Source organism: Aeromonas sp. PS2Canimalfood6, from assembly GCF_048276795.1.
Lineage (GTDB): Bacteria > Pseudomonadota > Gammaproteobacteria > Enterobacterales > Aeromonadaceae > Aeromonas > Aeromonas caviae.
Genome location: NZ_JBLUXC010000005.1, coordinates 113,263 through 138,370, shown reverse-complemented (window position 1 = coordinate 138,370; position 25,108 = coordinate 113,263). Strand labels below are relative to the sequence as shown.

General features: G+C 61.4%; 26 protein-coding genes and 1 pseudogene. 3 read left to right on the top strand and 24 right to left on the bottom strand.

The features are described 5' to 3' along the window. Positions 1-769: pseudogene (locus ACNPAA_RS04130) on the top strand (ISL3-like element ISAeme19 family transposase); the annotation flags it as partial. A gap of 7 nt (positions 770-776) precedes the next feature. On the opposite strand, the gene ACNPAA_RS04125 reads toward ACNPAA_RS04130, so the two are convergent. The 21 genes from ACNPAA_RS04125 to ubiT form a co-directional block, all read right to left on the bottom strand. Next, complete coding sequence (locus tag ACNPAA_RS04125) at positions 777-1,007, bottom strand: zinc ribbon domain-containing protein (RefSeq protein WP_039038718.1); 231 nt, start codon at positions 1,005-1,007, stop codon at positions 777-779. A gap of 123 nt (positions 1,008-1,130) precedes the next feature. Next, complete coding sequence (der, locus tag ACNPAA_RS04120) at positions 1,131-2,627, bottom strand: ribosome biogenesis GTPase Der (protein WP_417891606.1); 1,497 nt, start codon at positions 2,625-2,627, stop codon at positions 1,131-1,133. A 74-nt stretch (positions 2,628-2,701) separates the two neighbouring features. Then, entirely contained in the window at positions 2,702-3,886 is a 1,185-nt protein-coding gene (bamB, locus tag ACNPAA_RS04115) for an outer membrane protein assembly factor BamB (protein WP_029314685.1), read from the bottom strand. Then, complete coding sequence (locus ACNPAA_RS04110) at positions 3,879-4,529, bottom strand: YfgM family protein (RefSeq protein WP_010675047.1); 651 nt, start codon at positions 4,527-4,529, stop codon at positions 3,879-3,881. The genes bamB and ACNPAA_RS04110 overlap by 8 nt, the downstream gene beginning before the upstream one ends. A 3-nt stretch (positions 4,530-4,532) precedes the next feature. After that, positions 4,533-5,810 (bottom strand): histidine--tRNA ligase, encoded by a 1,278-nt coding sequence (gene hisS / locus ACNPAA_RS04105; protein WP_010675048.1) that lies wholly within the window; start codon positions 5,808-5,810, stop codon positions 4,533-4,535. Positions 5,811-5,948: 138 nt separating this feature from the next. Beyond that, positions 5,949-7,079, bottom strand: coding sequence for a flavodoxin-dependent (E)-4-hydroxy-3-methylbut-2-enyl-diphosphate synthase (ispG, locus tag ACNPAA_RS04100; RefSeq protein ID WP_119197617.1), 1,131 nt, complete (start codon positions 7,077-7,079; stop codon positions 5,949-5,951). Between the two features lie 10 nt (positions 7,080-7,089). Then, complete coding sequence (locus tag ACNPAA_RS04095; RefSeq protein ID WP_417891605.1) at positions 7,090-8,010, bottom strand: RodZ domain-containing protein; 921 nt, start codon at positions 8,008-8,010, stop codon at positions 7,090-7,092. Further along, positions 8,000-8,791, bottom strand: a complete 792-nt coding sequence (tapF, locus tag ACNPAA_RS04090; RefSeq protein ID WP_080768047.1) for a PilW family type IVa pilus biogenesis/stability lipoprotein TapF — start codon at positions 8,789-8,791, stop codon at positions 8,000-8,002. The genes ACNPAA_RS04095 and tapF overlap by 11 nt, the downstream gene beginning before the upstream one ends. Before the next feature lie 11 nt (positions 8,792-8,802). Then, positions 8,803-9,906: a bifunctional tRNA (adenosine(37)-C2)-methyltransferase TrmG/ribosomal RNA large subunit methyltransferase RlmN gene (locus tag ACNPAA_RS04085; protein WP_039038724.1), complete on the bottom strand. Its 1,104-nt coding sequence runs from the start codon at positions 9,904-9,906 to the stop codon at positions 8,803-8,805. Positions 9,907-10,073: 167 nt separating this feature from the next. Further along, positions 10,074-10,502: a nucleoside-diphosphate kinase gene (gene ndk / locus ACNPAA_RS04080; RefSeq protein ID WP_010675053.1), complete on the bottom strand. Its 429-nt coding sequence runs from the start codon at positions 10,500-10,502 to the stop codon at positions 10,074-10,076. Between the two features lie 277 nt (positions 10,503-10,779). After that, the gene (pepB, locus tag ACNPAA_RS04075) at positions 10,780-12,063 is read right to left on the bottom strand and encodes an aminopeptidase PepB (protein ID WP_041213015.1); all 1,284 of its coding nucleotides are present in this window, start codon (positions 12,061-12,063) and stop codon (positions 10,780-10,782) included. Continuing rightward, a complete protein-coding gene (pepB, locus tag ACNPAA_RS04070; RefSeq protein WP_119197615.1) occupies positions 12,060-13,361 on the bottom strand; it encodes an aminopeptidase PepB in 1,302 nt (433 codons plus the stop codon). The genes pepB (ACNPAA_RS04075) and pepB (ACNPAA_RS04070) overlap by 4 nt, the downstream gene beginning before the upstream one ends. Positions 13,362-13,518: 157 nt before the next feature. After that, positions 13,519-13,857 carry an ISC system 2Fe-2S type ferredoxin gene (fdx, locus tag ACNPAA_RS04065; protein ID WP_005299781.1) on the bottom strand — a complete coding sequence of 113 codons (339 nt, stop codon included), beginning with the start codon at positions 13,855-13,857 and terminating at the stop codon, positions 13,519-13,521. Between the two features lies 1 nt (position 13,858). After that, on the bottom strand, positions 13,859-15,706 hold the full coding sequence (gene hscA, locus ACNPAA_RS04060; RefSeq protein ID WP_201955889.1) for a Fe-S protein assembly chaperone HscA: 1,848 nt from the start codon (positions 15,704-15,706) through the stop codon (positions 13,859-13,861). Between the two features lie 28 nt (positions 15,707-15,734). Further along, positions 15,735-16,253 (bottom strand): co-chaperone HscB, encoded by a 519-nt coding sequence (gene hscB / locus ACNPAA_RS04055; protein WP_417891604.1) that lies wholly within the window; start codon positions 16,251-16,253, stop codon positions 15,735-15,737. A 190-nt stretch (positions 16,254-16,443) separates the two neighbouring features. Further along, positions 16,444-16,767, bottom strand: a complete 324-nt coding sequence (gene iscA / locus ACNPAA_RS04050; protein WP_010675058.1) for an iron-sulfur cluster assembly protein IscA — start codon at positions 16,765-16,767, stop codon at positions 16,444-16,446. Positions 16,768-16,782: 15 nt separating this feature from the next. Then, a complete protein-coding gene (gene iscU, locus ACNPAA_RS04045; RefSeq protein WP_010675059.1) occupies positions 16,783-17,166 on the bottom strand; it encodes a Fe-S cluster assembly scaffold IscU in 384 nt (127 codons plus the stop codon). A 54-nt stretch (positions 17,167-17,220) separates the two neighbouring features. Next, positions 17,221-18,435 (bottom strand): IscS subfamily cysteine desulfurase, encoded by a 1,215-nt coding sequence (locus ACNPAA_RS04040; protein WP_010675060.1) that lies wholly within the window; start codon positions 18,433-18,435, stop codon positions 17,221-17,223. Between the two features lie 52 nt (positions 18,436-18,487). Beyond that, a complete protein-coding gene (iscR, locus tag ACNPAA_RS04035) occupies positions 18,488-18,991 on the bottom strand; it encodes a Fe-S cluster assembly transcriptional regulator IscR (RefSeq protein ID WP_025327241.1) in 504 nt (167 codons plus the stop codon). A gap of 94 nt (positions 18,992-19,085) precedes the next feature. Continuing rightward, positions 19,086-19,820, bottom strand: coding sequence for a tRNA (cytosine(32)/uridine(32)-2'-O)-methyltransferase TrmJ (gene trmJ / locus ACNPAA_RS04030; protein WP_114522770.1), 735 nt, complete (start codon positions 19,818-19,820; stop codon positions 19,086-19,088). 190 nt (positions 19,821-20,010) lie between these two features. Then, entirely contained in the window at positions 20,011-20,523 is a 513-nt protein-coding gene (ubiT, locus tag ACNPAA_RS04025) for a ubiquinone anaerobic biosynthesis accessory factor UbiT (protein ID WP_114522784.1), read from the bottom strand. A gap of 188 nt (positions 20,524-20,711) precedes the next feature. On the opposite strand from ubiT, the gene ubiU reads away from it, so the two are divergent. Together ubiU and ACNPAA_RS04015 are read left to right on the top strand one after the other, a co-directional pair. Continuing rightward, on the top strand, positions 20,712-21,707 hold the full coding sequence (gene ubiU, locus ACNPAA_RS04020) for a ubiquinone anaerobic biosynthesis protein UbiU (protein WP_114522769.1): 996 nt from the start codon (positions 20,712-20,714) through the stop codon (positions 21,705-21,707). Between the two features lie 12 nt (positions 21,708-21,719). Then, positions 21,720-22,592 carry a U32 family peptidase gene (locus ACNPAA_RS04015; RefSeq protein WP_417891603.1) on the top strand — a complete coding sequence of 291 codons (873 nt, stop codon included), beginning with the start codon at positions 21,720-21,722 and terminating at the stop codon, positions 22,590-22,592. 75 nt (positions 22,593-22,667) lie between these two features. On the opposite strand, the gene nlpI is transcribed toward ACNPAA_RS04015, so the two are convergent. The 3 genes from nlpI to secF form a co-directional block, all read right to left on the bottom strand. Then, positions 22,668-23,600: a lipoprotein NlpI gene (nlpI, locus tag ACNPAA_RS04010; RefSeq protein ID WP_280520777.1), complete on the bottom strand. Its 933-nt coding sequence runs from the start codon at positions 23,598-23,600 to the stop codon at positions 22,668-22,670. Positions 23,601-23,690: 90 nt separating this feature from the next. Beyond that, positions 23,691-24,059 carry a rhodanese-like domain-containing protein gene (locus ACNPAA_RS04005; RefSeq protein ID WP_039038735.1) on the bottom strand — a complete coding sequence of 123 codons (369 nt, stop codon included), beginning with the start codon at positions 24,057-24,059 and terminating at the stop codon, positions 23,691-23,693. 100 nt (positions 24,060-24,159) lie between these two features. Continuing rightward, the gene (gene secF, locus ACNPAA_RS04000) at positions 24,160-25,107 is read right to left on the bottom strand and encodes a protein translocase subunit SecF (protein ID WP_103242989.1); all 948 of its coding nucleotides are present in this window, start codon (positions 25,105-25,107) and stop codon (positions 24,160-24,162) included. Position 25,108 lies beyond the last annotated feature (1 nt).

The following is a 25,108-nucleotide window of genomic DNA, read 5'->3' as shown; positions in this document are numbered from 1 at the left end:
ACTTGGGGAGGTGCGGCGGCTGGTGATGGATGAGTTTGCCCTGCACAAGGGACACCGCTATGCCACCGTGATCATGGATGCCGAGCGAACCCGCGTCCTGTGGGTGGGGCACGGCAACAGCCGGGCCGCTATCCGTCCCTTCTTCGAGCAGCTCGGCGAGCGATGCCAGCAGATTGAGGCGGTGGCGATGGACATGAACACGGCGTTCGACCTGGAGGTGAAGCAACACTGCCCGCAGGCGGAGGTGGTCTACGACCTGTTCCACGTGGTGGCTCGCTATGGCCGAGAGGTGGTGGACCGGGTGCGAGTGGAGCAGGCGAATGCACTGAAAAGCGATAAACCGGCGCGAAAAGTGGTCAAAAGTGCGCGTTGGTTGCTGCTACGTAATCGGGCGAAGCTGAGTGAAAAACAGGATGTGAAGTTGCAGGAGCTGTTGGCGGCGAATCAACCGCTGGCGATGGTGTACGTGCTGAAAGAGGCGTTGAAGGGCATCTGGTATGCGCCGAGCGTGTGGGAAGGATGGCGACGATGGCGGAGCTGGATGCGGCAGGTGAAGGAAAGCGGGCTAGCGCCGCTGCAACGATTTGGTCGAAATTTATCGAAATATATGCGGGGGATCCTGGCGAGTGCAAACTACCCGATGCACACGAGTGTGCTGGAAGGGGTGAACAACAAGATCAAAGTGATAAAGCGTATGGCATATGGATTTAGGGACTCAGAATACTTTTTTCTGAAAATCAAGGCGGCCTTCCCCGGAAAGCCGCGATGAACCTTTTTTATGCCTTGTCAGGCTGCGCTTCAAACAGAACGGTGCGTTTGGAGACCAGGGTGTTGCAGTGGTTGCAAAAATAATCCACCGCGCCGCAAGCCCGAAGCCGCTCCAGCTCCTGCCCGCAGGCAGGACACAGGGCCCGGATGCGATAACGGGCCTGACATTGGCCACACGTCGTCTCCCGGCTGCGGCTGTCCAGTTCGCCCTGACAGGCAGGGCAGGTCAGCGTGTTCATTCTCTTCTCGACTCCTCTTTACGTCACTGTGCACCGGCGTCACTCGCAGCCCCTCTCCCGGTTTGTCTGCCCTGAGGAGGGCCACCAAGAAAAACGGCTGCCGGTAAGGGCAGCCGCAGGGCTTTATTTCTTCGCTTTGGCCTTGAGCAGGCGCTTGCGCTGGCGTTCTTGGCTCAGGGTCAGGGTGTTCTTCTTGCCCTCGAACGGGTTGACCGACTCCTGGAACTCCACCCGGATCGGCGTCCCCATGATCTTCAACGACTTGCGGAAGTAGTTGATGAGGTAGCGCTTGTAGGAGTCCGGCAGGTCGTTCAGCTGGTTGCCGTGGATCACGATGCGCGGCGGGTTGTAACCACCGGCGTGGGCATACTTCAGCTTGACCCGGCGACCATTCACCATGGGCGGCTGGTGATCTTCCTGGGCCATCTGCATGATGCGGGTCAGCATGGCGGTGCTGGTGCGGCGAGTCGCGGACTCGTAAGCCTCGTTGATGGATTCGAACAGGTGACCGACGCCACTGCCGTGCAGGGCGGAGATGAAGTGCACCCGGGCGAAGTCGATGAAGCCCAGACGTCTGTCCAGCTCGTTCTTGACGTCCTCTTTCACCTTCTGATCCAGACCGTCCCACTTGTTGACCACCAGTACCACGGAGCGGCCGCTGTTGAGCACGAAGCCGAGGATGCTCAAGTCCTGATCCGTGATGGTCTCCCGGGCGTCAATGACCAGCAGGCAGACGTTGGCATCTTCAATCGCCTTGAGCGTCTTGATGACGGAGAACTTCTCCACCGTCTCGTGCACCTTGCCACGGCGACGCACGCCGGCGGTGTCGATGACCACGTATTTCTGATCGTCGCGCTCCATGGGGATGTAGACGGAGTCGCGGGTGGTACCCGGCATGTCGTAGACGATGACCCGATCTTCACCCAGCATGCGGTTGGTCAGGGTCGACTTGCCGACGTTGGGACGACCGACGATAGCAAATTTGATGGGCAGGTCGGCGAACTGCGTCTCCTTGGTGTCTTCCCGGGTGTCGAGCTCACCGGCAGCCACCATGCGCAGCAGGGCCTCTTCGTCGAACTCCTCCAGCTCCTCTTCCTCTTGTGCCTCGGTGGCAGAGCCGACCAGGGTCTCGAGGTGGGGGGCCAGGGCCAGCTCCAGCAGGCTCAGTACGCCACGGCCGTGGGCGGCCGCCATCTGGTAGACCTCGCCCAGGGCCAGACCGTAGAACTCGGACACCGCGGAGTCACCGTCGATGCCGTCGGTCTTGTTGGCCACCAGAAACACCTTCTTGTGGGTCTTGCGCAGGTGCTCGGCGATGGCCTGATCCGCCGCGGTGAGACCGGCACGGGCATCCACCATGAAGAGCACCACATCGGCCTCTTCGATGGCCAGCAGGGACTGCTCGGCCATCTTCAGCTCGATCCCCTCCTCGGTGCCATCGATACCGCCGGTATCGACCACGATAAATTCCAGCTCGCCCAGCTTCGCCTGGCCATATTTGCGGTCCCGGGTCAAGCCGGGGAAGTCGGCAACCAGGGCATCCCGGGTACGGGTCAGGCGGTTAAACAGGGTGGATTTCCCCACGTTGGGGCGGCCCACCAGGGCAACTACAGGAGTCATAAAAGCCTCATTCTCAAGACGACAAAGGCTCCGGGTCCGAAGACCAGGAGCCGGATATTCACATTATCGGACGATCAAGGACGCTTGAGGGCGTACAACTTGCCGTCACGGCTCTGCACATACAGGGTGTCACCCTCCACCAGCGGAGCGGCATAGAGACCACTGCTGTCGAGCTGCTGCATGGCCTTGATGGTCCCGTCGGTACGGTCCAGCCAATACAGGTAACCTTCCACATCGCCGACCACCACATAGTCACCCAGGATGACGGGGGCGGTCACGGTGCGGTTTTCCAGCTGGGTGTTGGACCACAGCTCGAGACCGTTGCGACGATCGACCGCAAACAGATGGCTGCGGCTGTCGGTCAGCACGATGGCATTGCCGGTCACCGCCATGTCGCGATAACCGGAATACTTGCGCTTCCACACTTCGTCGCCGCTCATCAGCTTGCGCGCCATCAACTGGCCGTTGTAGGCGATGGCGTAGAGCTCATCACCGGCAATCAGCGGGCTGGCATCGACGTCCACCATCCGATCCAGTTCGGTGGCGCCGCGCGGGTCAGCCACCTTGGATTGACGCACAGGCTGGCCGTTGCTCAGCAGGGCGATGCCCACCTTGCCATCGGCGCGGCCATAGATGACGGCACCGTTGGTGATGATGGGGGCGCCGGCACTGCGCAGGGTCAGGGGCGGCTGCTCTTCGGACAGGGTCCACTGCAGCTTGCCTTCGTCGGTATCGAGCGCCACCAGGCGACCGGAGGTGGTCAGCACCACCACGCGGCCATCCTCGACGGCGGGGCTCGCCACCACTTCCCCAGGAACCGTGGTCTGCCACAGCACTTCGCCGTTGGCCTCGTTCAGGGCGTAGACCACCCCGTTTTCGGACCCGAGGAACAGCTTGCCGTAGCGAGAGACCAGACCACCGGAGAGACGGGCACTGCGCTTGTCGGCGTTGATGGGCAGATCTGCCAGATCCACGCTCCACAGCTCCTTGCCGCTCTCGCGCTCGAAGGCGGTCACATCGCCATCGCGGGCCGCTGCATAGATGCGGTCCTCTTCCACCACCGGCTTGAGCTGGGAGTAGAAGTCGCCGATGCCATCCCCGACCGAGGAGGACCATGCGGTATCGGCAGTGAACGCGGACTCGACCTTGGGCAGGGGTGCCATGGGGTTGAGATCTTCTTCCGAACTGAACAGGGAGCAGCCCTGCAAGGCGAAGGAGACAGCCACCCCCAGCGCCATTCGCTTGTACAGATTACGCATCCGGAGCCTCGCCCGCAGTGACGGCTGGCAGCGCCAGATCATCCATCTTCAGCTTGAGTTCGGCGCTGCTCTGCAGGCCGCCGGCATCCGCCGCCGCCTGATAGGCATCGCGCGCTTCTTCGGCCTTGCCCTGCTTTTGCAGGATGTCGCCGCGCACTTCCGCCACCTGGGCCTTGAAGGCGTCGTTGTTGATCTTGCCAAGCTGGGCCAGGGCCTCGTCAGCCTTGCCCTGATCGCTCAGGACCCGTGCCAGACGCAGGGCGGCGATGGGCTTGATGCTGTCATCGCCACTGGCGGCCACCTGGGTCAGCTGCTCGGCAGCCAGATCCAGCTTGCCCGCCTTGACGGCAGCCGCGGCCAGTTGCAGGGCGGCCAGCTCGGCATAGGCGTCACCCTTGTGAGCGGTAATGAAGCTCTTTGCCTGCTCCAGGGCGGCGTCGTCCCCCTTGGCGAGCTGGGCGGTCATCTCGTTGTAAGCCTGGGAGGCGGCTTCCTGGTTGTTCTGCTGCATCTCGTTGTAGTAGCGCCAGCCAAAGAGGCCGACCAGACCGATCACGGTCCCGGCGATCACCGAGGTGCCGTTCTCTTTCCACCAGTTCTTGATGACCTCAACCTGTTGTTCTTCAGTGGTATACACTTCCACAGCTTACTCTCCTTTCGCTGCCAGCAGGGCGATGGCGGCATCGACCGAGACGGTCTGTTGCTCGGCCTGGCCACGCAGATATTTGATGGTGATCTCCCCGCTTTGCACCTCGGTCTCCCCAAGGATCAGGGCAATGGCCGCGCCGCTCTTGTCGGCACGCTTGAGTTGTTTCTTGAAGTTGCCGCCGCCGCAGTGGCTCATGAGGCGCAAGTCCGGCAGGGCATCGCGCAGGCGCTCGGCCAGGGCAAAGCCAGCCTGCTCGGTCCCCTCACCCACCATGCAGAGATAGACATCCACCGCGGGGCGGATGTCAGCATTGAGTTCGAGGGTTTCAAGCATCAGCACCAGACGCTCCATCCCCATGGCAAAGCCCACCGCCGGGGTCGGCTGGCCACCGAGCTGCTCCACCAGGCCGTCGTAGCGACCACCGGCACAGACGGTGCCCTGGGCCCCCAGGCTGTTGGTCACCCACTCGAACACGGTCAGGTTGTAGTAGTCGAGGCCACGCACCAGACGCTCGTTCACCTCGAACTGGATGCCGGCCGCCGTGAGCAGGCGCTTGAGCCCTTCGAAGTGAGCCAGGCTCTCTTCGCCCAGGTGATCGAACAGACGGGGGGCACCTGCCAGGATGGCCTGTACTTTCTCGTCTTTGGAGTCGAGCACCCGCAGGGGGTTGCTGTACATGCGGCGCTGGCTCTCTTCGTCCAGCTCGCTCTTGTACTGTTCCAGATAGGCGACCAGGGCATCGCGATAGGCGGCACGTTCGTTGCTCTGGCCGAGGGTGTTGAGTTGCAGAGTCACGTGATCGCTGATGCCGAACAGACGCCACAGGCGGTGAGTCAGCATGATGAGCTCGGCATCGATGTCCGGCCCGTTGATGCCGAACAGCTCGACCCCGAACTGGTGGAACTGGCGATAGCGACCTTTCTGGGGACGCTCGTGACGGAACATGGGGCCCATGTACCACATCCGACGTTCCTGGTTGTAAAGCAGACCGTGCTCGATGCCGGCACGCACGCAACTGGCGGTCCCTTCCGGACGCAGGCTCAGGCTGTCGCCGTTGCGGTCTTCAAAGGTGTACATCTCTTTTTCGACCACGTCGGTCACTTCACCGATGGCACGCTTGAACAGATGGGTCTGCTCGACGATGGGCATGCGCACTTCGCTGTAGCCATAGCTGGCCACGACCTGGCGCAGGATCTGTTCTACTTTCTGCCATACCGGGCTCTGCTCCGGCAGGCAATCATTCATACCGCGAATAGCTTGGATCTGTTTTGCCACGTTGATACTCGAGAAAAAGAGGTAAAATTTGGCCGCATTATAGGGATTTTCGACCCCGAGGTAAAATCGGGTGCCCGGATGCGGGATGTAAAATCAACAACCTAAAGCCGGGGCCACCCCAGGTGGCCCCGTCATGGTTCAACCTTTGTCCACCTGGATCTGGTTGGCCGGATCCAGCATGGCAGCCCGGGCACGGATGCGACGCTCCAGGGTCGGGATCAAATCCTTGTTGTCGAGCCGGTCGACCCGCTGGCCCCCCTCGTAGAAGGCACTCTTGTTGGCGGCGCCCGCAAGGCCCAGATCGGAAACCAGCGCCTCCCCCGGACCGTTCACCACACAGCCGATGATGGAGACATCCATCGGGGTGATGATGTCTTCGAGCCGCTCTTCCAGGGCGTTGACCGTGCCGATGACGTCGAACTCCTGACGGGAGCAGGAGGGACAAGCGATGAAGTTGATGCCGCGGGAGCGGATACGCAGGGATTTGAGGATGTCAAAGCCCACCTTCACCTCTTCCACCGGATCGGCGGCCAGGGAGATGCGCAGGGTGTCGCCAATCCCTTCGCTCAGCAACATGCCAAGGCCAATGGCGGACTTGACCGCGCCGGCGCGAAAACCGCCCGCTTCCGTGATGCCCAGATGCAGGGGTTGATCGATCTGCTTGGCCAGCAGGCGATAGGCACCGACCGCCAGGAAGACATCGGACGCCTTGACGCTCACCTTGAAGTTCTCAAAGTTGAGGCGATCCAGGTAATCCACGTGGCGCATGGCGGACTCCAGCAGCGCCTCCGGGGTCGGCTCGCCGTATTTCTCCTGGAGATCACGCTCAAGGGAGCCGCCGTTGACGCCGATGCGGATCGGAATGTTGTAATGGCGGGCACAGTCAACCACGGCGCGCACTCGTTCTTCGTTGCCGATGTTGCCCGGGTTGATGCGCAGGCAGTCGGCCCCGTATTCGGCCACTTTGAGGGCGATGCGGTAGTCGAAGTGGATGTCGGCCACGATGGGGATGCGGGTCTGCTGCTTGATGAGCTTGAACGCTTCCGCCGCCTCCATGGTGGGGACGGAGACCCGGACGATGTCGGCGCCGACCCGCTCGATCCGCTGGATCTGCTCGACGGTAGCGGCCACGTCCGTGGTCTTGGTGTTGGTCATGGTCTGTACCGTGATGGGGGCATCGCCCCCAACCGGCACGTTGCCGACCATGATCTGTCTGGATTTGCGACGAACGATGGGTGATTCGTGTGCGGGCTTTTCGTGAACAGACATGGCGGACTGATTACTCCTGCGGCAGTGAGAAGCGGGCAGTCCGGCCGTTGTTGTAACGGCTCATGTCGAAGGACTTGCCCTGATATTCGAGATTGACCGCCATGGGCGCGCCAATGATGAATCTGAGTGGCTCGGGTCCTTCCAGTACCAGTTCGTCGTTCGCCTTCTTCAGACCGCTGAACAGGGTCTTGCCGTTGGCATCCTTGACGTCCAGCCAGCAATCGGCGGTGAAGCTCATCTTGAGCTGGGGCGCCTTGGCGGGCTCGGTGGTCGTGCTCTCGGCCGTCGAGACCGCACCGGAAACGTCCGTCGGGACGGCAGCGCTGGCATCCGTAGTGACCACAGGCAGGGTCGCGGTGGCACCGCTCACCACAACCTGGGTGGACACGGCATCGGACGCTGCGGGCAGCACGGGCTCGGCGACCTCCACGGCGGGGGCAACATTCGCTTCCGGCGTATTGACGGTCGCGCTCATCTCGGTCGCCGCCAGGGCGTCGTCACCGGCAGAGCGGCGCGCCGTGCTCTGCCACCACCAGGCGACGGAGAGCCCGATCAGCACCAGGATCACAAGCCAGGTCACCACCTTGAGCCGGCTGTCATTGGCCTGCTGGCGGGAGCGACGGGAGAAGCTCTGCATGTCGATGTTGTCGGGGGGAGTCAGTCCCAGCTTCTCGTAGGCGGCGAGGATGGTCTTCTCGGGGATGCCCACGAGCTTGGCATAGGCTCGCAGATAGCCACGAATGAAGGTATGGGACGTGTGCTTGTCATAGGTATCCGCTTCGATGGCGGCGATCAGGGTCAGACGAAGGTGAATGCGGGACGCAACCTGTTCCCGGGTCCAGCCGAGCTGTTCACGGGCGTTGCGCAGCAGCTGGCCTGGGCCCGCTGCCTGGGAGTCGTCTTGGAAATCGTGTGGCTGTTCAGTAGTCATTGGCTAAGTAACGCTTGGCTTGTTGCGAAGTGGGATATTGCCTTACCAGCTCAGTCCCGAATTGGTGAAGTAATGCCGGTTTGTCCATGGCCTGGGCCAGCCGCAGCCGGAGCCAGAGGCTCTCCTCGTTCTCCTCTGCCACGTCGGCAAAGCGCGCGAGGTAAGACTGGACATCAGGAAGCTTGCCATCTTTCATGGAAAGCTCGGCCATGTCCAGCAATAACCTAGGATTGCGGGGATTATACCCCAAGGCCAGACGATAATACTCGCCGGCCTTGTCATTTCTGTGATTTTGCATCGAGCAGAGCGCCGCATTCTCGTAGGTATCGGCGATCTTCACGTAATCGGGCTGGCTGACGGCCTGCAAGAACGCCTTTTCCGCTTCGTCGAAGCGGCCACGGTTGCAGAGGAAGGCGCCATAGTTGTTCATCGCGTCAGCATTGGACGGATCCATGGCCAGCGCTTTCTTGTAGCTCGCCTCGGCGGCCTTGAAATCCGACACCTGCTGGTAGAAATAGGCAAAACCGATGTAGACCTGAGGATTGTTGGGATCGTACTGAAGGGCGCGGTCGAGGTTGAATTTGGCCTGCTCGGCATTGCCCTGGCGCAGATACTGGATACCCAGATCGAGACGAGTCTGGGCGGCGGCCTTGAGGTCAGGACCCACTTCACGCTGGGTCGAATTCTGGCCAGCGTAAGTGGTCTCTGTGACACAACCTGGCAGCGCACAGAGCGCTGCCACTACGATCAATGTACGGATATCCATTTCCTGTCTATACAATGGCTTAGGAGTTAAACCATTTTGACGGAAATCCCATCCTGTTGCATCCGATTTTTCATGGTGCGCTTGGTGCGGTCGATCACCTCCCCCACCAGCTGCCCACAGGCGGCGTCGATGTCGTCACCACGGGTCTTGCGCACGATGACGGTCAGGCCGTATTCCATCAGCACCTTGGAGAAACGGTCGATACGGCTGTTGCTCGGCTTGCCAAACGGGTTGCCCGGGAAGGGGTTGAACGGGATCAGGTTGATTTTGCAAGGGGTTTCCTTGAGGACCTTGGCCAGCTCATGGGCATGCTGCATGTCGTCGTTGATGTGGTCGAGCAGCACATACTCCACGGTCACCCGGCCGCCGTTGGCGTTGGACTTGGCCAGATAGCGGCGTACACCGGCAAGGAAGGACTCGATGTTGTACTTGTCGTTGATCGGCATGATCTCGGAGCGAAGCGCATCGTTCGGCGCATGCAGGGAGATGGCCAGGGCAACGTCGATCTGGTCCCCCAGCATGTCCAGCGCCGGCACCACACCGGAGGTGGAGAGAGTGACGCGGCGCTTGGAGATGCTGAAGCCGAAGTCATCCATCATCAGCTTCATGGCCGGTACCACGTTGGCGAGGTTGAGCAGTGGTTCACCCATGCCCATCATCACCACGTTGGTGATGGGGCGCTTGCCGCCCACCACTTTGGCGGCACGCCACACCTGGCCGATGATCTCGGAAACTTTCAGGTTGCGGTTGAACCCTTGCTGGGCGGTGGAGCAGAAGGTGCACGCCAGGGCGCAGCCCACCTGAGAGGAGACGCACAGGGTCGCGCGGTCCGCTTCCGGAATGTAGACGGTCTCCACCTCCTGATCGCCCACCTGCAGCGCCCATTTGATGGTGCCATCGGCGGAGCGCTGCTCACGGCTGATCTCGGGAGCACGGATCTCGGCAATGGCCTTGAGCCGCTCGCGCAGCGCCTTGTTGACGTTGCTCATCTGATCGAAATCATCACAACCGAAGTGATAGATCCACTTCATTATCTGGTCTGCCCGGAACGGCTTCTCGCCCAACTCGACGAAGAAGGCACGCATGGCATCCCGGTCGAGATCCAGCAGGTTGGTTTTTGTTTCGCTCATCAGGGGCCTCAGCTCACACACTTCATAAATTATCGGCTGACCTACGTCAGGGGGCGGCATTGTACAAATAATGGGTCTGGCTTTCCACCTGGAGAATAAGTGGATATTGGCAGGATGACCAAAAAACAAAAGGGAGCCGAAGCTCCCTTGGTCACCAGCAGACAACATCAGCCGCGCGGGCAGATCTCGTCGTCGGAGAAGAAGTAGGCGATTTCACGGGCGGCAGAGGCCGGGGCATCGGAGCCGTGGACGGCGTTGCGATCGATGCTCTCGGCGTAGCAGGCGCGCAGGGTGCCGGCCAGCGCCTCTTTCGGGTTGGTGGCGCCCATGATTTCACGGTGACGGCGGATGGCGTCTTCACCTTCCAGCACCTGTACCATGACGGGGCCAGAGGTCATGAAGCCGACCAGACCATCATAAAACGGCTTGCCCTGGTGCTCGGCGTAGAAACCGGCGGCCTGTTCGCTGGTCAGGTGCAGCATCTTGGCGGCAACCACTTTCAGACCGGCGCTTTCGAAGCGGCTGTAAATGGCACCAATCAGGTTCTTGCTGACCGCATCCGGCTTGACGATGGAGAAGGTACGTTCGATAGCCATTGAGTTCTTTCCTTAACTACAGAGTTTTATTGTAGGAATCCATGTTCGGCGGCGATTATACGTAAACAAAAAACGAAATAACACACAAAAAATCAACTTTTTGTTAAACAAAAGAATCCTTGAAACAACATGGTGACTCATCTTGTGCCAGGGCAGAGAGAAAAAATGTGCGCTTGCGCACGATCGGCATGCTAATGCCTCAAAACCGTATCAATTGCTCAGCAAAGCAGCACTGGAAAGGGCACCCTGAGGTGCCCTTGTGATGCCGTTCACTGACTCAGCGCGTCTCCGCCAGCAGGGTATGGGCGATGGTGCGCATCCCCAGGGTATTGGCCCCGGGCGCCCACAGACTATCGCCGTTTTCGCTGAAGCAGGCGGCGAGATCGACATGCAGCCACCCTCTTCCCTCATCAGGGACAAAGCGGGAGAGGAAGCCCGCCGCGTTGGAGGCGCCCCCCGGTCCGCCGCCCGGCACGGGGCGGCTGTTGGCGGTGTCGGCATAGTGGGACGGGCACTGCTGGCGATGCCAGGGCTCCAGCGGCAGCGGCCATGCTGGCTCCTGTTCCGCATCCGAATAGGCCATGGCGCGGCTCACCAGCCCCTTGTCCAGTCCAAACAGGGCGTTGTAACGCCCTCCCAGCGCCATCACGGCCGCCCCGGTGAGGGTGGCGGCGTCGATGATGAGCGGCGCACCAGACTCGCCGGCCAGTTGCAAGCCGTCGGCCAGGATCAGACGCCCTTCGGCGTCGGTATTGACCACCTCCACCGTGGTGCCGTTCTTGTAGGTGAGGATGTCACCCAGCTTGTAGGCATGGCCGGATACCAGGTTCTCGGCGCAGCAGAGGATGAGCTTCACCCGCTTGTCGAGGCCACGCAGAATGGCCAGCGCCAGCGCGCCGGTGACGATGGCGGCACCGCCCATGTCGTGTTTCATGGTCAGCATGCCCTGGGAGGTCTTCATGGAGTAGCCGCCGGAATCGAAGGTGATCCCCTTGCCCACCAGGGCGGCAGCTACCGGCGCCTTGGGATCCTTGCCCGGATTGAAATCCAGCTCCAGCATCACGGGCTCGCGGTCACTGCCACGACCCACTTGATAGAGACCGACCCAGCCCGCCTGTTGCAGCGCCTCTCCCTTGAGGATGCGATGGCTGATCCGGTCCGGTGCCAGCTCGGTGAGGAAGGCGGCGGCTTCGACCGCCAGCTCCAGTGGCCCCAGCTGCTCCGGGGTGGCGTTGGTCATCTCCCGCACCCAGCGCCCGCACAGCCAGCGCGCCTCCAGCTCCTCCCTGTCCTCCTCGGACGAAGTGGCCCACTGCAACCCCACTTCCGCCTTGGGCGTCTGCAGCCCCTGGGCAAAGGCCCACTGCTGCTCCCGCTCCCAGTGGCCAGCCAGGACAACCTGCTGGATCCCTTGGCTACACAGGCGCCGCGCCGCCTGCTGGATATCCAGCAAGGGAGTGGCGCTCACCAGATGGATCACCATGCCGTCGGCACGGTGGGAGAGCAGTGCCCCCTCCCCCCACTCGGCCGGTGCAAACTCTCGGCTCAACCAGACGTTCATGCGCACACCTCCTGCAGCCAGCGGGCAATCGTGCGAAGACCATGACCCTTGGCCCCGGTCGCCCAGAGCTCATTGCCCGACTTCTGATAGGAAGCGGCCAGGTCCAGGTGCACCCAGCCCTTGCCTTCGTCACGGACGAAGCGCGACAGGAACGCCGCTGCCGTGGTGGCGCCGGCAGTACCTTCTGCGGACGCCACATTACCCAGCTCGGCAAAGGCCGAGGTGAGCTGGCCTGCGTGCCAGGGTTCGAGCGGCAGCGGCCAGGCCTTCTCGTTTTCAGCGTTGGCGGCAGCCAGCGCGCGCACCTGCTCCGCCTCATCGAGGGCAAACACGGCATTGTAGTCGCGGCCCAGCGCGGTCTTGGCGGCGCCGGTCAGGGTAGCAGCGTCGAGGATGTAGGCAGCCCCGCTTTCGCTGGCGGCCAGCAGGCCGTCTGCCAGCACCAGGCGACCTTCCGCGTCGGTATTCTGGATCTCGACCGAGATGCCGTTGCGATAAGTGAGGATGTCGCCGAGCTTGAAGGCGTGGCCGGAGACCAGGTTCTCGGCGCAGCAGAGGATGAGCTTGACCCGCTTGTTCAGGTCACGGCTGATGGCCAGCGCCAGGGCGCCGGTCACCATGGCGGCGCCGCCCATGTCGGACTTCATCGGCAGCATGTTGTCGGAGGACTTCATGGAGTAGCCGCCGGAATCGAAGGTGATCCCCTTGCCCACCAGCGCCGCGACCACGGGGGCGTTGGCATCCCCGGTCGGGTTATAGTCGAGCTCCAGCAGCACCGGCTCGCGCTCGCTGCCACGGCCCACCGACCAGACCCCGATATGACCCGATTCACGCAAGGCTTCGCCAGCGGTGATGCGGGCGGTCACCTTGTCACCGCCGAGGCTGCGAATGAGCAGCAGAGCGGACTCCGCCAGGCTCATGGGGTAGATGGCTTCCGGGCAGCCGTTGGTCACCTCGCGCACCCAGCGGGTCGCTTTCAGCAAAGCCGCCAGCTCGGCAGCCTCCTGATCGCTCTGCTCGCCGAAATCGAGCTCGCGATCCCCCTTGGCGGCATAGAAGCCCTGGGCAAAGGCGTAGCGACGCTCCCCATTCCAGCCCTCACCCACCAGTTTGACGCGCTTGATGCCGCTCGACTCGAGGCGTCTGGCCCCCCGCTGGATGGCGCGCAGCGCCTCCTTCTCCTGGCCAGCGGCCAGATGGAGATGGGCCTCGTCGCCGTTGAAACTGAGCAGGGCACCCTCGCCCCAGTGGGCGGCGGCAGCCTGGGACGACAACCTTACGTTCATCATGTCAGCCATGTTCTCTTGCTTCCTTTTTATTGGCACTTTCATCAACGAATAGGGAAATCACGGGCACAAAAAAGGCCGCTCCCTCAAGGGTCACGGCCTTCACCATATCATTACTGCACCATGAGATGCTGCACGCGCAATTCACTCATGTGTAATTAAGGGGTCATCAGTGGCGCTCGGACGCCAGATTCAGGGTGTACTTGGGCAGTTCCACCACCAGATCCTCATCCGCCAGTCTGGCCTGGCAGCTGAGACGGGATTCCGGCTCCAGCCCCCACGCCTTGTCCAGCATGTCGTCTTCCAGCTCGTCGCTCGGCTCGAGGGAGTCGAACCCTTCCCGCACCACGCAATGGCAGGTAGTACAAGCACAGGACTTCTCGCAAGCGTGCTCGATCTCGATGCCGTTGCGCAGCGCGATATCCAGAATGGTTTCACCGGTCGCACCTTCGAGGGCCGCGCCGTCCGGACAGAGCTCGGGATGGGGCAGAATAATCAGTTTTGGCATATCACACCTTGTTGACGTTTTGTCCGGTCAGTACCTTGCGGATGGAGGCATCCATCCGGCGGGCTGCAAATTCGCCACTGGCAGCGTCCGCCGCCTCGATGGCCTCTTTGATCTGATTGGTGGTGCCCGTGCTGCGCATAGTCAGCAGATGGGCGATGGCGGCATCCAGCTCGGCCCGCTCGGTGGGGCTCAGCAACGCCTCGCCATCGGCGGCCAGGGCGGCGTTGAGGCTCTCAACCACCCGGTCGGCCTCGACCTGTTGCTCCGCCAACATGCGGGCATCCATGTCCTGCTGGGCATTGGCGATGGAGGCGCTCAGCATGTTGAGGATGTCATCCTCACCCAGTCCATAGGAGGGCTTGACCTGGATCTCGGCCTGCACGCCGGAGGATTTCTCCATGGCGCTGACCGACAGCAGACCGTCCGCATCCACCTGGAAGGTAACGCGAATATGGGCCGCCCCCGCCGCCATGGGCGGAATGCCGGTCAGGGTGAAGCGGGCCAGGGAGCGGCAATCGGCCACCAGCTCGCGCTCTCCCTGCACCACGTGGATGGCCATTGCGGTCTGGCCATCCTTGAAGGTGGTGAACTCCTGGGCGCGGGCCACCGGAATGGTGGTATTGCGCGGGATCACCTTCTCGGCGAGGCCGCCCATGGTCTCAAGACCGAGGGAAAGCGGGATGACGTCCAGCAGCAGCATCTCGGCGTCGGGCTTGTTGCCCACCAGGATGTCGGCCTGGATGGCGGCACCGATGGCCACCACCTTGTCAGGGTCAATGCTGGTCAAGGGGGTGCGGCCGAAGAACTCGCCCACCCGCTCGCGCACCAGCGGCACCCGGGTCGAGCCACCGACCATCACCACTTCCAGTACCTCTTCCTGCTCGAGACCCGCATCGCGCAGGGCGCGCCGACAGGCCTGCAGGGTGCGCTTGACCAAGGGCTGGATCAGCTCGTCAAACTGGCTGCGGGTGACGGTACCCTGCCAGCCGGCAAAGGTGCAGGAAACGGCATCGGCATCGGTGAGGCCGTGCTTGATGCTGGCCGCCGCATCCAGCAACTCGCGCTGGGTACGGGCATCGAGCTGACCGGACAACCCGGCTTGCTCTTTGAGCCAGTCCGCCAGCAGATGGTCGAAATCGTCACCACCGAGTGCCGAGTCGCCACCGGTGGCCATCACCTCAAACACCCCGCGATGCAGGCGCAGGATGGAGATATCGAAGGTTCCGCCACCCAGGTCATAGACGGCGATCACCCCTTCCTGGCCGGAGTCGAGGCCATAGGCGATGGCCGCCGCCGTGGGTTCGTTGAGCAACCGCAGTACATGCAGACCGGCCAGTCTGGCCGCGTCCTTGGTGCCCTGACGCTGGGCATCGTCAAAATAGGCGGGCACCGTGATGACCACGCCGTCGAGGTCTCCCCCGAGGGACGCGGCACCGCGCTCGGCCAGTTTTTTCAGGATCTCGGCCGAGACCTGCACCGGGTTGACCAGCCCCTGGCGGGTCTGCAACTGGGGCATGCCCGTCTCGGTAGCCACGAACTCGTAAGGCTGCTGACGGGTATCGATATCGGCCAGCGCCTTGCCCATCATCCGCTTGACCGAGACGATGGTGTTGTGGGGATCGAGGGCCGCCTCACGCTTGGCATCGAAGCCAACCCGGATGGTATCGGCCTGGTAATGGACCACGGAAGGCAGCAGATCACGCCCCTGCTCGTCACAGAGGGTGTCGGCCTGGCCGCTGCGCACGGCGGCGACCAGGGAGTTGGTGGTGCCAAGATCGATGCCGACGGCACGTTTATGCTGGTGAGGTGCGGCGCTCTGGCCTGGCTCGGCAATTTGCAGTAATGCCATGGGTAATCACAATTCCTGCGTTAGAGGGTCAAGACTCGAACAGCGAGTCTTCGAATCGTTCCAGCTCCTCGAGGAGCTTGTCGACAAATTTGAGCTTGCGAACGCAATCCGCCGCCTGCAGATCCTCATCCCTGGTGAGAGAGTCGGTCAGCCGTTGCATCAACGCCTGGTGATCATGCCTGATCTCCTGGCGAAAATCCTTGATGGCGCCCTCAGGGTCGGCGTCGCCCTTGAGATCAGCCAGCCGCTCTCGCCACTCCAGCTGTTGCATCAGAAAGGCAGGATCTTGCAGTGTCTGCTGCTCGCCGCGAATATCTGTGCCCCGCAAGGAGAGCAGGTACTCGGCTCGGCGCAAGGGGGCCTTGAGGGTGGTAAACGCATCGTTGATCTGGGCAGCACGCTGCACGGCAGCAAGCTGCTCCCGCTCGGGGGCAGTCGCAAAACGATCGGGATGGAACTGGGTCTGCAGCTGACGATAGGTGTCAGCCAGTTGGCGAGTATCGAGCTCGAAGCCCTCAACCAGCCCGAACAGCTCGAAATGATTCATCCTTCGTCCTCAGACAATAGCGCTGGGAGTGCAACCACACTCGTCTTGAACTTGAAAGCAGTGGCATGGACTGGCGTCCACACCACTGTGTTGATGAGCAAGGTGTTGATCACAAGAGACTCGCCGCAACAGGGCTCACCCTTGGGGCTGCGAGGCGTTGCAAACATGGGCGATCGGTCAATCGAACCACTTACACGCTGAAGCTTTCGCCACAACCACATTCGCCCTTGGCATTCGGGTTGTTGAACTGGAAGCCCTCGTTGAGGCCTTCCTTCACGAAGTCCAGCTCGGTGCCATCCAGGTGGATCAGGCTCTTGGCATCCACGATGATCTTGACGCCTTTCTGCTCGAACACCTGATCCTCGGCAGCCAGCTCATCCACGAACTCGAGCACATAGGCAAGGCCAGAACAGCCGGTCGTCTTGACGCCGAGGCGCAGGCCGATGCCCTTGCCCCGGTTGATCATGAAGGAGGAAACCCGCGCCGCTGCGGCATCTGTCATGGTTATGGCCATACTGCTCTCCGGACCTTAAAGACCTTTCTTCTGCTTGTAATCGGCGATGGCGGCCTTGATGGCATCCTCCGCCAGAATGGAGCAGTGGATCTTCACCGGCGGCAGCGCCAGCTCTTCGGCGATGTCGGTGTTCTTGATACCGGCCGCTTCGTCCAGGGTCTTGCCCTTGACCCACTCGGTCACCAGGGAGCTGGAGGCGATGGCGGAACCACAGCCGTAGGTCTTGAACTTGGCATCTTCGATGATGCCATCATCGCTGATCTTCAGTTGCAGCTTCATGACGTCACCACAGGCCGGTGCACCGACCATGCCGGTGGCGACGCTGGGATCGTTCTTGTCAAAACCACCGACGTTGCGGGGATTCTCGTAGTGGTCGATTACTTTTTCACTGTAAGCCATATCTAACTCCTGCTAATTCCGTTGTTCACCAGACCCTTGCCATGCAGGCAAGGATCAGTGATGTGCCCATTCGACCGTGTTCAGATCGACGCCATCCTTGAACATCTCCCACAGGGGGGACATCTCGCGCAAACGACCGATGGAGTCGCAGATGAGCTTGATTGCGTAGTCGATCTCTTCTTCGGTGGTGAAGCGACCGATGCTGAAACGGATGGAGCTGTGTGCCAGCTCGTCGTTCAGACCCAGGGCGCGCAGCACGTAGGAAGGTTCCAGGCTGGCCGAAGTACAGGCAGAACCGGAAGAGACCGCCAGATCCTTCAGTGCCATGATGAGGGATTCCCCTTCCACATAGGCGAAGCTGACATTCAGGTTACCCGGTACACGCTGATCCAGATCCCCGTTGATATAGACTTCTTCGATGTTCTTGATGCCATCCCACAGACGCTGGCGCAGGGCCATGATGTGCTGGCTCTCGCTCGCCATCTCTTCCTTGGCGATGCGGAAGGCTTCCCCCATGCCGACGATCTGGTGGGTTGCCAGGGTACCGGAGCGCATGCCGCGCTCGTGGCCACCGCCGTGCATCTGGGCTTCCAGACGAACACGGGGCTTGCGGCGCACATACAGGGCGCCAATGCCTTTCGGGCCGTATACCTTGTGGGCGGACATGGAGAGCAGATCAACCTTGAGTGCTTCCACGTCGACCGGGATCTTGCCCACGCTCTGGACGGCGTCCACGTGCAGCAGGATCTTGCGGGAACGGCACAGCTCGCCGATGGCAGCGATGTCTTGCACCACCCCGATCTCGTTATTGGCGTGCATGATGCTGACCAGGATGGTGTCATCACGCAGGGCGCCTTCGATCTGCTCAAGAGTGAACAGGCCGTTGGGCATGGGCTCGAGGTAGGTCACCTCATAGCCTTCACGCTCCAGTTGGCGGCAGGTATCCAGCACAGCTTTGTGCTCGGTCTTGGAGGTGACGATGTGCTTGCCCTTGCCGGCGTAGAAATGGGCAATGCCCTTGATGGCCAGGTTGTTGGACTCGGTCGCACCGGAGGTAAAGACGATCTCGCGCGGGTCCGCGCCGATCAGCTCTGCCACTTGATTACGGGCCAGATCCACCGCCTCTTCGGCCTGCCAGCCGAAACGGTGGGAACGGGAGGCTGGGTTGCCGAACAGGCCGTCCATGGTGAGGCACTGCATCATTTTTTCTGCGACACGCGGGTCCACCGGACAGGTTGCCGAATAATCAAGGTAAATAGGCAGTTTCATCTTTTTCTCCGTTACGACGGGGTCACACAGCGACTCGTCGTGGAAAGCACGTTTATAGTTGGACTTTCAAGCTCACATCACCGCGTTCGGCCCGATCAACCAGGGACAACACGGTCTTCATTTGTTCATCTTGCTTGCCGGCGATACGGCGCACATCGGCCTGACCAACCAGCTCGGCCAGGGTGATATCCCCCAGGAAACTGGAGATGCGTTCGCTCAGATCCCGCCACAAGGAGTGGGTCAGGCACTGGGTACCACCGTGGCAGCCCCCTTTGCCGAGGCACTTGGTCGCATCGACCGATTCATCGACCGCGGTGATCACCTGACCGACCGAGATCTCGCCAGGGGCCAGACCGAGGCGATAGCCGCCACCGGGGCCACGTACGCTGCTCACCAGACCATGCTTGCGCAGACGGGCAAACAGTTGTTCCAGATAGGACAAGGAGATGCCCTGGCGCTCTGAAATATCAGCCAGGGGCACGGGCCCCTGCTCTGCATGCAACGCCACGTCGAGCATGGCTGTCACCGCGTAACGTCCTTTTGAGGTCAGTCTCATATGCCTTACCGTCTTGCGAACCAATCAATATGTGGCATATGGTCACATACCCGACTAAATCAGTCAAGTATATGCTTGAGTAAATCAGTCGGGATTAATCCTGTGCCCTGGACTTCTGGACAGAGGTGAGAATGCCCCGCAGGATGTTCAACTCCACCGCTTCGGGTCTGGCCCGATTGAACAGACGACGCAGTTTGCTCATCACATGGCCTGGATGGTCATCGGCAATGAATCCCGTCTTTTGCAACGTCTGCTCCAGATGCTGATAAAACCCTTCCAGTTGCTGGGCGCTGGGGTACTCGACCCGCTCATCCTCCGGGGCCGAATGCTCCTGGTTCTGTACTTCCAGCCAGCGCATCCGCACCTCGTAACAAAGGGTCTGCACTGCCATGGCCAGATTGAGGGAGCTGTATTCTGGATTGGCGGGAATGGCCACATGGAAGTGGCATTTTTGCAGTTCGTCATTGGTGAGGCCGGTGCGTTCACGGCCAAACACCAGCGCGACCGGGTGCTCCATGCCCTCGGCAACCAGCTTCTCGCCCGCTTCACGGGGATCCAGCATGGGCCAGCTCAAGGTGCGGGAACGGGCACTGGTGCCGATGACCAGACCACAGTCGGCAATGGCTTCATCCAGGGTCGGCACGATACGAGCGCGAGCCAGGATATCGCTGGCCCCCGCCGCCAGGGCGACGGCCTCCTCATCCGGCTGGGTCTGGGGATCGACCAGCACCAGTTGAGTCAGCCCCATGGTCTTCATGGCCCGCGCTGCGGATCCCATGTTGCCGGTGTGAGAGGTGTTTACCAACACGATACGAATCTGATCCAACATGCCCAGTCAATCTTCAGTCAAAAATGGCGCGCAATTGTAACATAACCAATCGCTATTTTGGCACCGCTTCCGACCAGGCATTTCTGCACAAACAGGCAGATGACGCCTTCCCACCCTGCGTGGTCACGCTGACAGTGGGGTACTGCGGCTCAAGCTCACCTGTTCCGCAGCACTCGGGCAAGAAAACGGCTCAGCCCATTGTCGCGGCAGTGGGCACGTGCGTCTCGCGGGCCCGCTCGATAAAGCTCGCCAAATCCATCAGGGGGTATTTCATCAATCCCAGCCCGTCCAGATCCAGGCTGTCCATCAGATTTTTCACCTCCAGGCCCAACTCGGTATCCCCCTCTATCTTCAGCCGGCGCTGGAAGAAGAGGGAATCCGGGTCTTCACGGCGCCCGGCGATCAGAACAAGATCCTGGCTATTGCCGCTGAAACAGACATCGGCGTGCTCACACTTCCTTGCCACCACCAATTTGCCCTCCCGCTCGCTGATAAACCAGCATAGCCCCAGATCGCTGACTTCCACTTTCAGCCACTTGCCCGCAAGAAACGCAAATTCCCCCTCTTCGATGGCCTCCCGGAATACCCTGCCCAGCAGGGCCTCCATCAGGTTTTGTTGCAGCGGGAAGGGCACCAGCTTGAGGGGGTGGCGCAAGAGACGGGGTGCCTGTTCAACCAGGCGACGTTGCAGATGTTGAAACACGATAAACTCCCAGTTTTTTGCGCATTCAAGCACAGCCCCTTCGGCAAGATCCTGTTGAAAATCAAACTTGTGCCCACTTACCTCAAGAAGGGTAAAGCCACCTAAAGCTGCCTCAGGTCAAAAAGCGGGGGCGCAAGCATGAATACAATCGGGCCACTTTGCATTTTTGCCCTCTCGGAGCGTACCCGATGGAATTACTCTGCCCGGCAGGCAGCCTGCCGGCACTGAAGACAGCCGTGGATAACGGGGCCGATGCGGTCTACATCGGCTTCAAGGATGACACCAATGCCCGCCACTTCGCCGGGCTCAACTTCACCGACAGCAAGCTGGAAAGAGCGGTTGACTATGTCCACCAGCATGGCCGCAAGCTGCACATCGCCATCAATACCTTTGCCCACCCGGGCTCCGATGCCCGCTGGAAGCAGGCCGTGGACAAAGGGGTGGCGCTCGGTGCAGATGCCCTGATCATCGCCGATCTCGCCGTGCTCGATTATGCCAGCCGCCGCCATCCCGACATGGAGCTGCATGTCTCGGTCCAGGCCAGCGCCACCAACGCCGCTGCCATCCGCTTCTACCAGCAGCACTTCAACGTCGGCCGGGTGGTGCTGCCGAGGGTGCTCTCCATGCATCAGGTCAGGCAGCTGGCCCGCGAGACCGACGTCGGCCTCGAGGTGTTCGCCTTCGGCAGCCTCTGCATCATGGCGGAAGGGCGCTGCTACCTCTCCTCCTACATGACCGGCGAGAGCCCCAACACCGTCGGCGCCTGCTCACCGGCCAAGTTCGTACGCTGGGAAGAGACCCCGAGCGGCCTCGAATCCCGCCTCAACGAGGTGCTGATCGATCGTTACGGCCCGGGGGAAAACGCCGGCTACCCGACCCTGTGCAAGGGGCGCTTCGAGGTGGATGGCCAGACCTATCACGCGCTGGAGGAGCCCACCAGCCTCAACACCCTCGGCCTCCTGCCCGAGCTGTGCCAGACCGGCATCCAGTCAGTCAAGATCGAGGGGCGCCAGCGCAGCCCCGCCTATGTGGAGCAGGTGACCCGGGTCTGGCGCGCCGCCATCGACGCCTATCAGGCCAACCCCGAGGCCTATCAGGTCAAGGCTGAGTGGGATGCCCAGCTCGCCCGTGTCTCCGAGGGGAGCCAGACCACCCTCGGTGCCTATCATCGCCAGTGGCAATAAGGAGCCCTGTTCATGAAATTCTCTCTCGGCCCCCTGCTCTTCTACTGGCCCAAGGCCGACACCCAGGCCTTCTATCAGGCGGCCGCCGCCAGCCAGGCCGACATCGTCTATCTGGGGGAGACCGTCTGCAGCAAGCGGCGTGAACTGAAAGTGGATGACTGGATTGCCCTCGCCCGTCAGGTGACCGCCTCGGGCAGGCAGGCGGTGCTCTCCACGCTGGCGCTGATCTCTGCCCCCTCCGAGCTCAAGGAGGTCAAGCGACTGATCGACAACGGCGAGCTGATGATCGAGGCCAACGATCTGGGGGCGGTCCAGCTCGCCAGTGAAGCCGGGCTGCCGTTCGTCTGCGGCCCCGCCATCAACGCCTACAACGCCGACGTGCTGCGCATGCTGCTTAAACAGGGGATGCAGCGCTGGGTGATGCCGGTGGAGCTCTCCCGCGACTGGCTGATGCAGCTCAATCAGGATCTGGGCAGGGAACGCCAGCAGTTCGAGGTGGAGGTGTTCGCCTATGGTCATCTGCCGCTCGCCTACTCGGCACGCTGCTTCACCGCCCGCTCCCTCGACCGGCCCAAGGACAACTGCGAACTGGCCTGCATCCACTACCCCACCGGTCGGCTTGCCAGCAGTCGCGAGGGGCAGAAGGTGTTCAACCTCAACGGCATCCAGACCCAGTCCGGTTACTGCTACAACCTGGGCAACGAGCTCAAGGGGATGGAGGGCCTGGTGGATGTGGTGCGCCTCTCGCCCGAAGGCATGGAGACCCTGGCGATGCTGGAGCGCTTCAAGGCCAACGAACAGGGGATGGCCCCCCTGCCCCTGCTGCAGGAGCGGGACTGCAACGGTTACTGGCGCCAGATCCCCGGCATGAGCCTGGTGGAGTAGCGGCACACCCCGTGTCACCAGACAGAAAAAAGGCCTCGTCAAGAGGCCTTTTTCATGGGGTTCAAACCCGTTTAGTCACGCTTTGCCGCTCTTGCCCTGGGCTCCGGGTGGCTGGGGCTTGCGCGCCATCAGTTCCAGCTCCAGCAAGGCATAGCGATGCTCGATGAAGTCATAGACGTTGTTGGCCAGCGCCAGCTTGAAGTAGCTGATGGCTTCCTTGCGGTTACCCTTGGCCAGCTCGAACTTGCCGAGGTAGAAGTAGGTCTCGCACAGGCGCTCGGCGAGCTCCCTGTTGTCCTTGACCCCTTTCACCACGTTGCTCATCAACTGGGTGGCATTGATGTCGCCCGTATAGAGGCGCACCAGATCCCAGTTCCAGGCGTCGTCGTCATATTTGTTGAGCCGCTCGCGCATCCGGCTCATGGCCGCCGGTCCGTTGAGCTTCTGCTCGGCCAGATAGAGCCAGATCACCCGATAAGGGTCTTCCGGTTGCGCCTCGTAGAAGCGCTTCATATCCGCCGCGGCAAGCTCGGGGCGATTGCCGTAATAGAGCGCGATTCCCCGGTTGAGATAGGCGTAGTCGTAATCCGGGGCAAGCTCCAGGGCGGAGTCGAACGCCTCATAGGCCTCGTCGTAGTTCTGCTGTTGAACCAGATAGACACCGATGAAGTTGTAGGCCTCGGCAAAATCCGGCTTCTCCCGCAGGGCGCGGTTGAAGTCGAGTCGCGCCAGGGAACGCAAGCCCACCCGGTCAAACACCACGGCACGCTCATAGAAGAGTTCTGCCCGCTGTTCGGTCGTCAATTCCATTTCACTGAGCATCTGCCCGAGTCGCGCCAACGCCAACTCGCTCTGGTAGGAGACCTGCAAGGGGGTCGCCAATACCAGTGAAGCGGGTTGCGGCTTGGGAACTTGAGGCGCTTTTACCTGACTGCTACTGCTGCAACCCCACAAGGGGAGCAACAACAGGATACCCGTGAGGTATCCAATCCCTATCCTGACGTTCAATGAACACTCCGACGCTTACGCTTGACCCCGCATATGGTAAAGATCACGGGGCCGTTTGTCATGTGGCGCAGCCCCTCTCCCTCAAATAAATCAGGATTCGACAGGGTATCCGGCATCGCTCCAGCCGCGAAAGCCTCCATCGACGCTGACGACCCGGGAATAACCCATCTTCTGCAGGTTATCCGCCACCAGGATGGAGCGAAATCCCCCACCACAATAGAGGTAGAGTTCGGTGTCGGGATCCGGATACCGGGTCTCGATGTCACGCTCTATCACCCCGCGCCCGAGATAGGTGGCCCCCGGCAGATGGCCCCTGGCCCACTCGCTCTCTTCGCGCACGTCGATCAGATGAAATGCTCGGCCCTCATCCTGCCAGCGCTTGATCTGGTGCACATCGGTTTCCTGCACCTGCGGGCGGATGGCCTCTACCAGGGCCAGAAAACGGGGATTGTGTTGCATGGGCTTGCTCCTTGCTTTGGATAATGGATGCTGGGTTGTGGGGAGCATCATGACTCACCCCGGCCACAAGAGAAAGGGCGCCTTGCGGCGCCCTTTTCTGTTACGGCAGGATCTCTTGCTGATCCGCGCCCTCTTTTTCCACCTGGGTCGGCAGCATGTGCTCCCGCTTGATCCCGAGGAACATGGCTGAGGCGCTCGCCACATAGATGGAGGAGTAGGTCCCGAAGGCCACCCCGATCACCATGGCGATGGAGAAACCGTGGATCAGAGGCCCGCCTTTGAGCAGCAGCGCCACCACCACCACGAAGGTCAACCCCGAGGTGATGATGGTCCGGCTCAGGGTCTCGGTCATGGAGAGATCCATGATCTCCGCGGTGTCCCCACGGCGTACCTTGCGGAAATTCTCCCGCACCCGGTCGAACACGACGATGGTGTCGTTCAGGGAGTACCCCACCAGCGTCATCAGCGCCGCCAGCACGGTCAGGTCGAACTCGAACTGGAAGTAGGCAAAGATGCCGAGGGTGATGATCACGTCGTGAGCCAGGGAGAGGATGCCCCCCGTGGCCAGACGCCACTCGAAGCGCACCGCCACGTAGATCAGGATACAGATGATGGAGGCCAGCATGGCCAGGGCACCGTCGGTGGCCAGCTCGTCACCCACGGAGGGACCGACGAACTCGACACGCTTGAGCACGGCGCTCTCGTCGACCAACTTGGCGGCCGCCAGGACCTCGTTGCCCTGCTGCTCGACCTTGACGCCCTCTTGCGGGGCCATGCGCACCAGCACATCACGGCTGGAGCCGAAGAACTGCAGGGTCGCCCCGTCAATCTTCTGCTGATCCAGCGCCTCGTGCATCTTGTCCAGGCTCACCGACTGCTGGAACCCCACCTCGATGGTGGTACCGCCGGTGAAGTCCAGCCCCCAGTTCAGGCCACGATCGTACAGAACGTAGAGGGCGAGCACCGTTACCAGAGCAGAGAGGACCATACCCAGCTTGGCGAAACGCATGAAGGGGATGGGCTTTTCAAAATGTAGAATTTGAAACATG

Bases quoted from the DNA above. Each gene is read 5' to 3' on its own strand.
- hscA (WP_201955889.1), bottom strand. From the start codon at position 15,706: ATGGCATTACTGCAAATTGCCGAGCCAGGCCAGAGCGCCGCACCTCAC.
- trmJ (WP_114522770.1), bottom strand. From the start codon at position 19,820: ATGTTGGATCAGATTCGTATCGTGTTGGTAAACACCTCTCACACCGGC.
- bamB (WP_029314685.1), bottom strand. From the start codon at position 3,886: ATGCGTAATCTGTACAAGCGAATGGCGCTGGGGGTGGCTGTCTCCTTC.
- iscA (WP_010675058.1), bottom strand. From the start codon at position 16,767: ATGGCCATAACCATGACAGATGCCGCAGCGGCGCGGGTTTCCTCCTTC.
- fdx (WP_005299781.1), bottom strand. From the start codon at position 13,857: ATGCCAAAACTGATTATTCTGCCCCATCCCGAGCTCTGTCCGGACGGC.
- der (WP_417891606.1), bottom strand. From the start codon at position 2,627: ATGACTCCTGTAGTTGCCCTGGTGGGCCGCCCCAACGTGGGGAAATCC.
- pepB (WP_119197615.1), bottom strand. From the start codon at position 13,361: ATGGCTGACATGATGAACGTAAGGTTGTCGTCCCAGGCTGCCGCCGCC.
- ACNPAA_RS04125 (WP_039038718.1), bottom strand. From the start codon at position 1,007: ATGAACACGCTGACCTGCCCTGCCTGTCAGGGCGAACTGGACAGCCGC.
- ndk (WP_010675053.1), bottom strand. From the start codon at position 10,502: ATGGCTATCGAACGTACCTTCTCCATCGTCAAGCCGGATGCGGTCAGC.
- hscB (WP_417891604.1), bottom strand. From the start codon at position 16,253: ATGAATCATTTCGAGCTGTTCGGGCTGGTTGAGGGCTTCGAGCTCGAT.
- ispG (WP_119197617.1), bottom strand. From the start codon at position 7,079: ATGTCTGTTCACGAAAAGCCCGCACACGAATCACCCATCGTTCGTCGC.
- ACNPAA_RS04085 (WP_039038724.1), bottom strand. From the start codon at position 9,906: ATGAGCGAAACAAAAACCAACCTGCTGGATCTCGACCGGGATGCCATG.
- ACNPAA_RS04015 (WP_417891603.1), top strand. From the start codon at position 21,720: ATGAAATTCTCTCTCGGCCCCCTGCTCTTCTACTGGCCCAAGGCCGAC.
- iscU (WP_010675059.1), bottom strand. From the start codon at position 17,166: ATGGCTTACAGTGAAAAAGTAATCGACCACTACGAGAATCCCCGCAAC.
- ubiU (WP_114522769.1), top strand. From the start codon at position 20,712: ATGGAATTACTCTGCCCGGCAGGCAGCCTGCCGGCACTGAAGACAGCC.
- pepB (WP_041213015.1), bottom strand. From the start codon at position 12,063: ATGAACGTCTGGTTGAGCCGAGAGTTTGCACCGGCCGAGTGGGGGGAG.
- iscR (WP_025327241.1), bottom strand. From the start codon at position 18,991: ATGAGACTGACCTCAAAAGGACGTTACGCGGTGACAGCCATGCTCGAC.
- ACNPAA_RS04005 (WP_039038735.1), bottom strand. From the start codon at position 24,059: ATGCAACACAATCCCCGTTTTCTGGCCCTGGTAGAGGCCATCCGCCCG.
- secF (WP_103242989.1), bottom strand. From the start codon at position 25,107: ATGTTTCAAATTCTACATTTTGAAAAGCCCATCCCCTTCATGCGTTTC.
- ACNPAA_RS04040 (WP_010675060.1), bottom strand. From the start codon at position 18,435: ATGAAACTGCCTATTTACCTTGATTATTCGGCAACCTGTCCGGTGGAC.
- ACNPAA_RS04095 (WP_417891605.1), bottom strand. From the start codon at position 8,010: ATGACTACTGAACAGCCACACGATTTCCAAGACGACTCCCAGGCAGCG.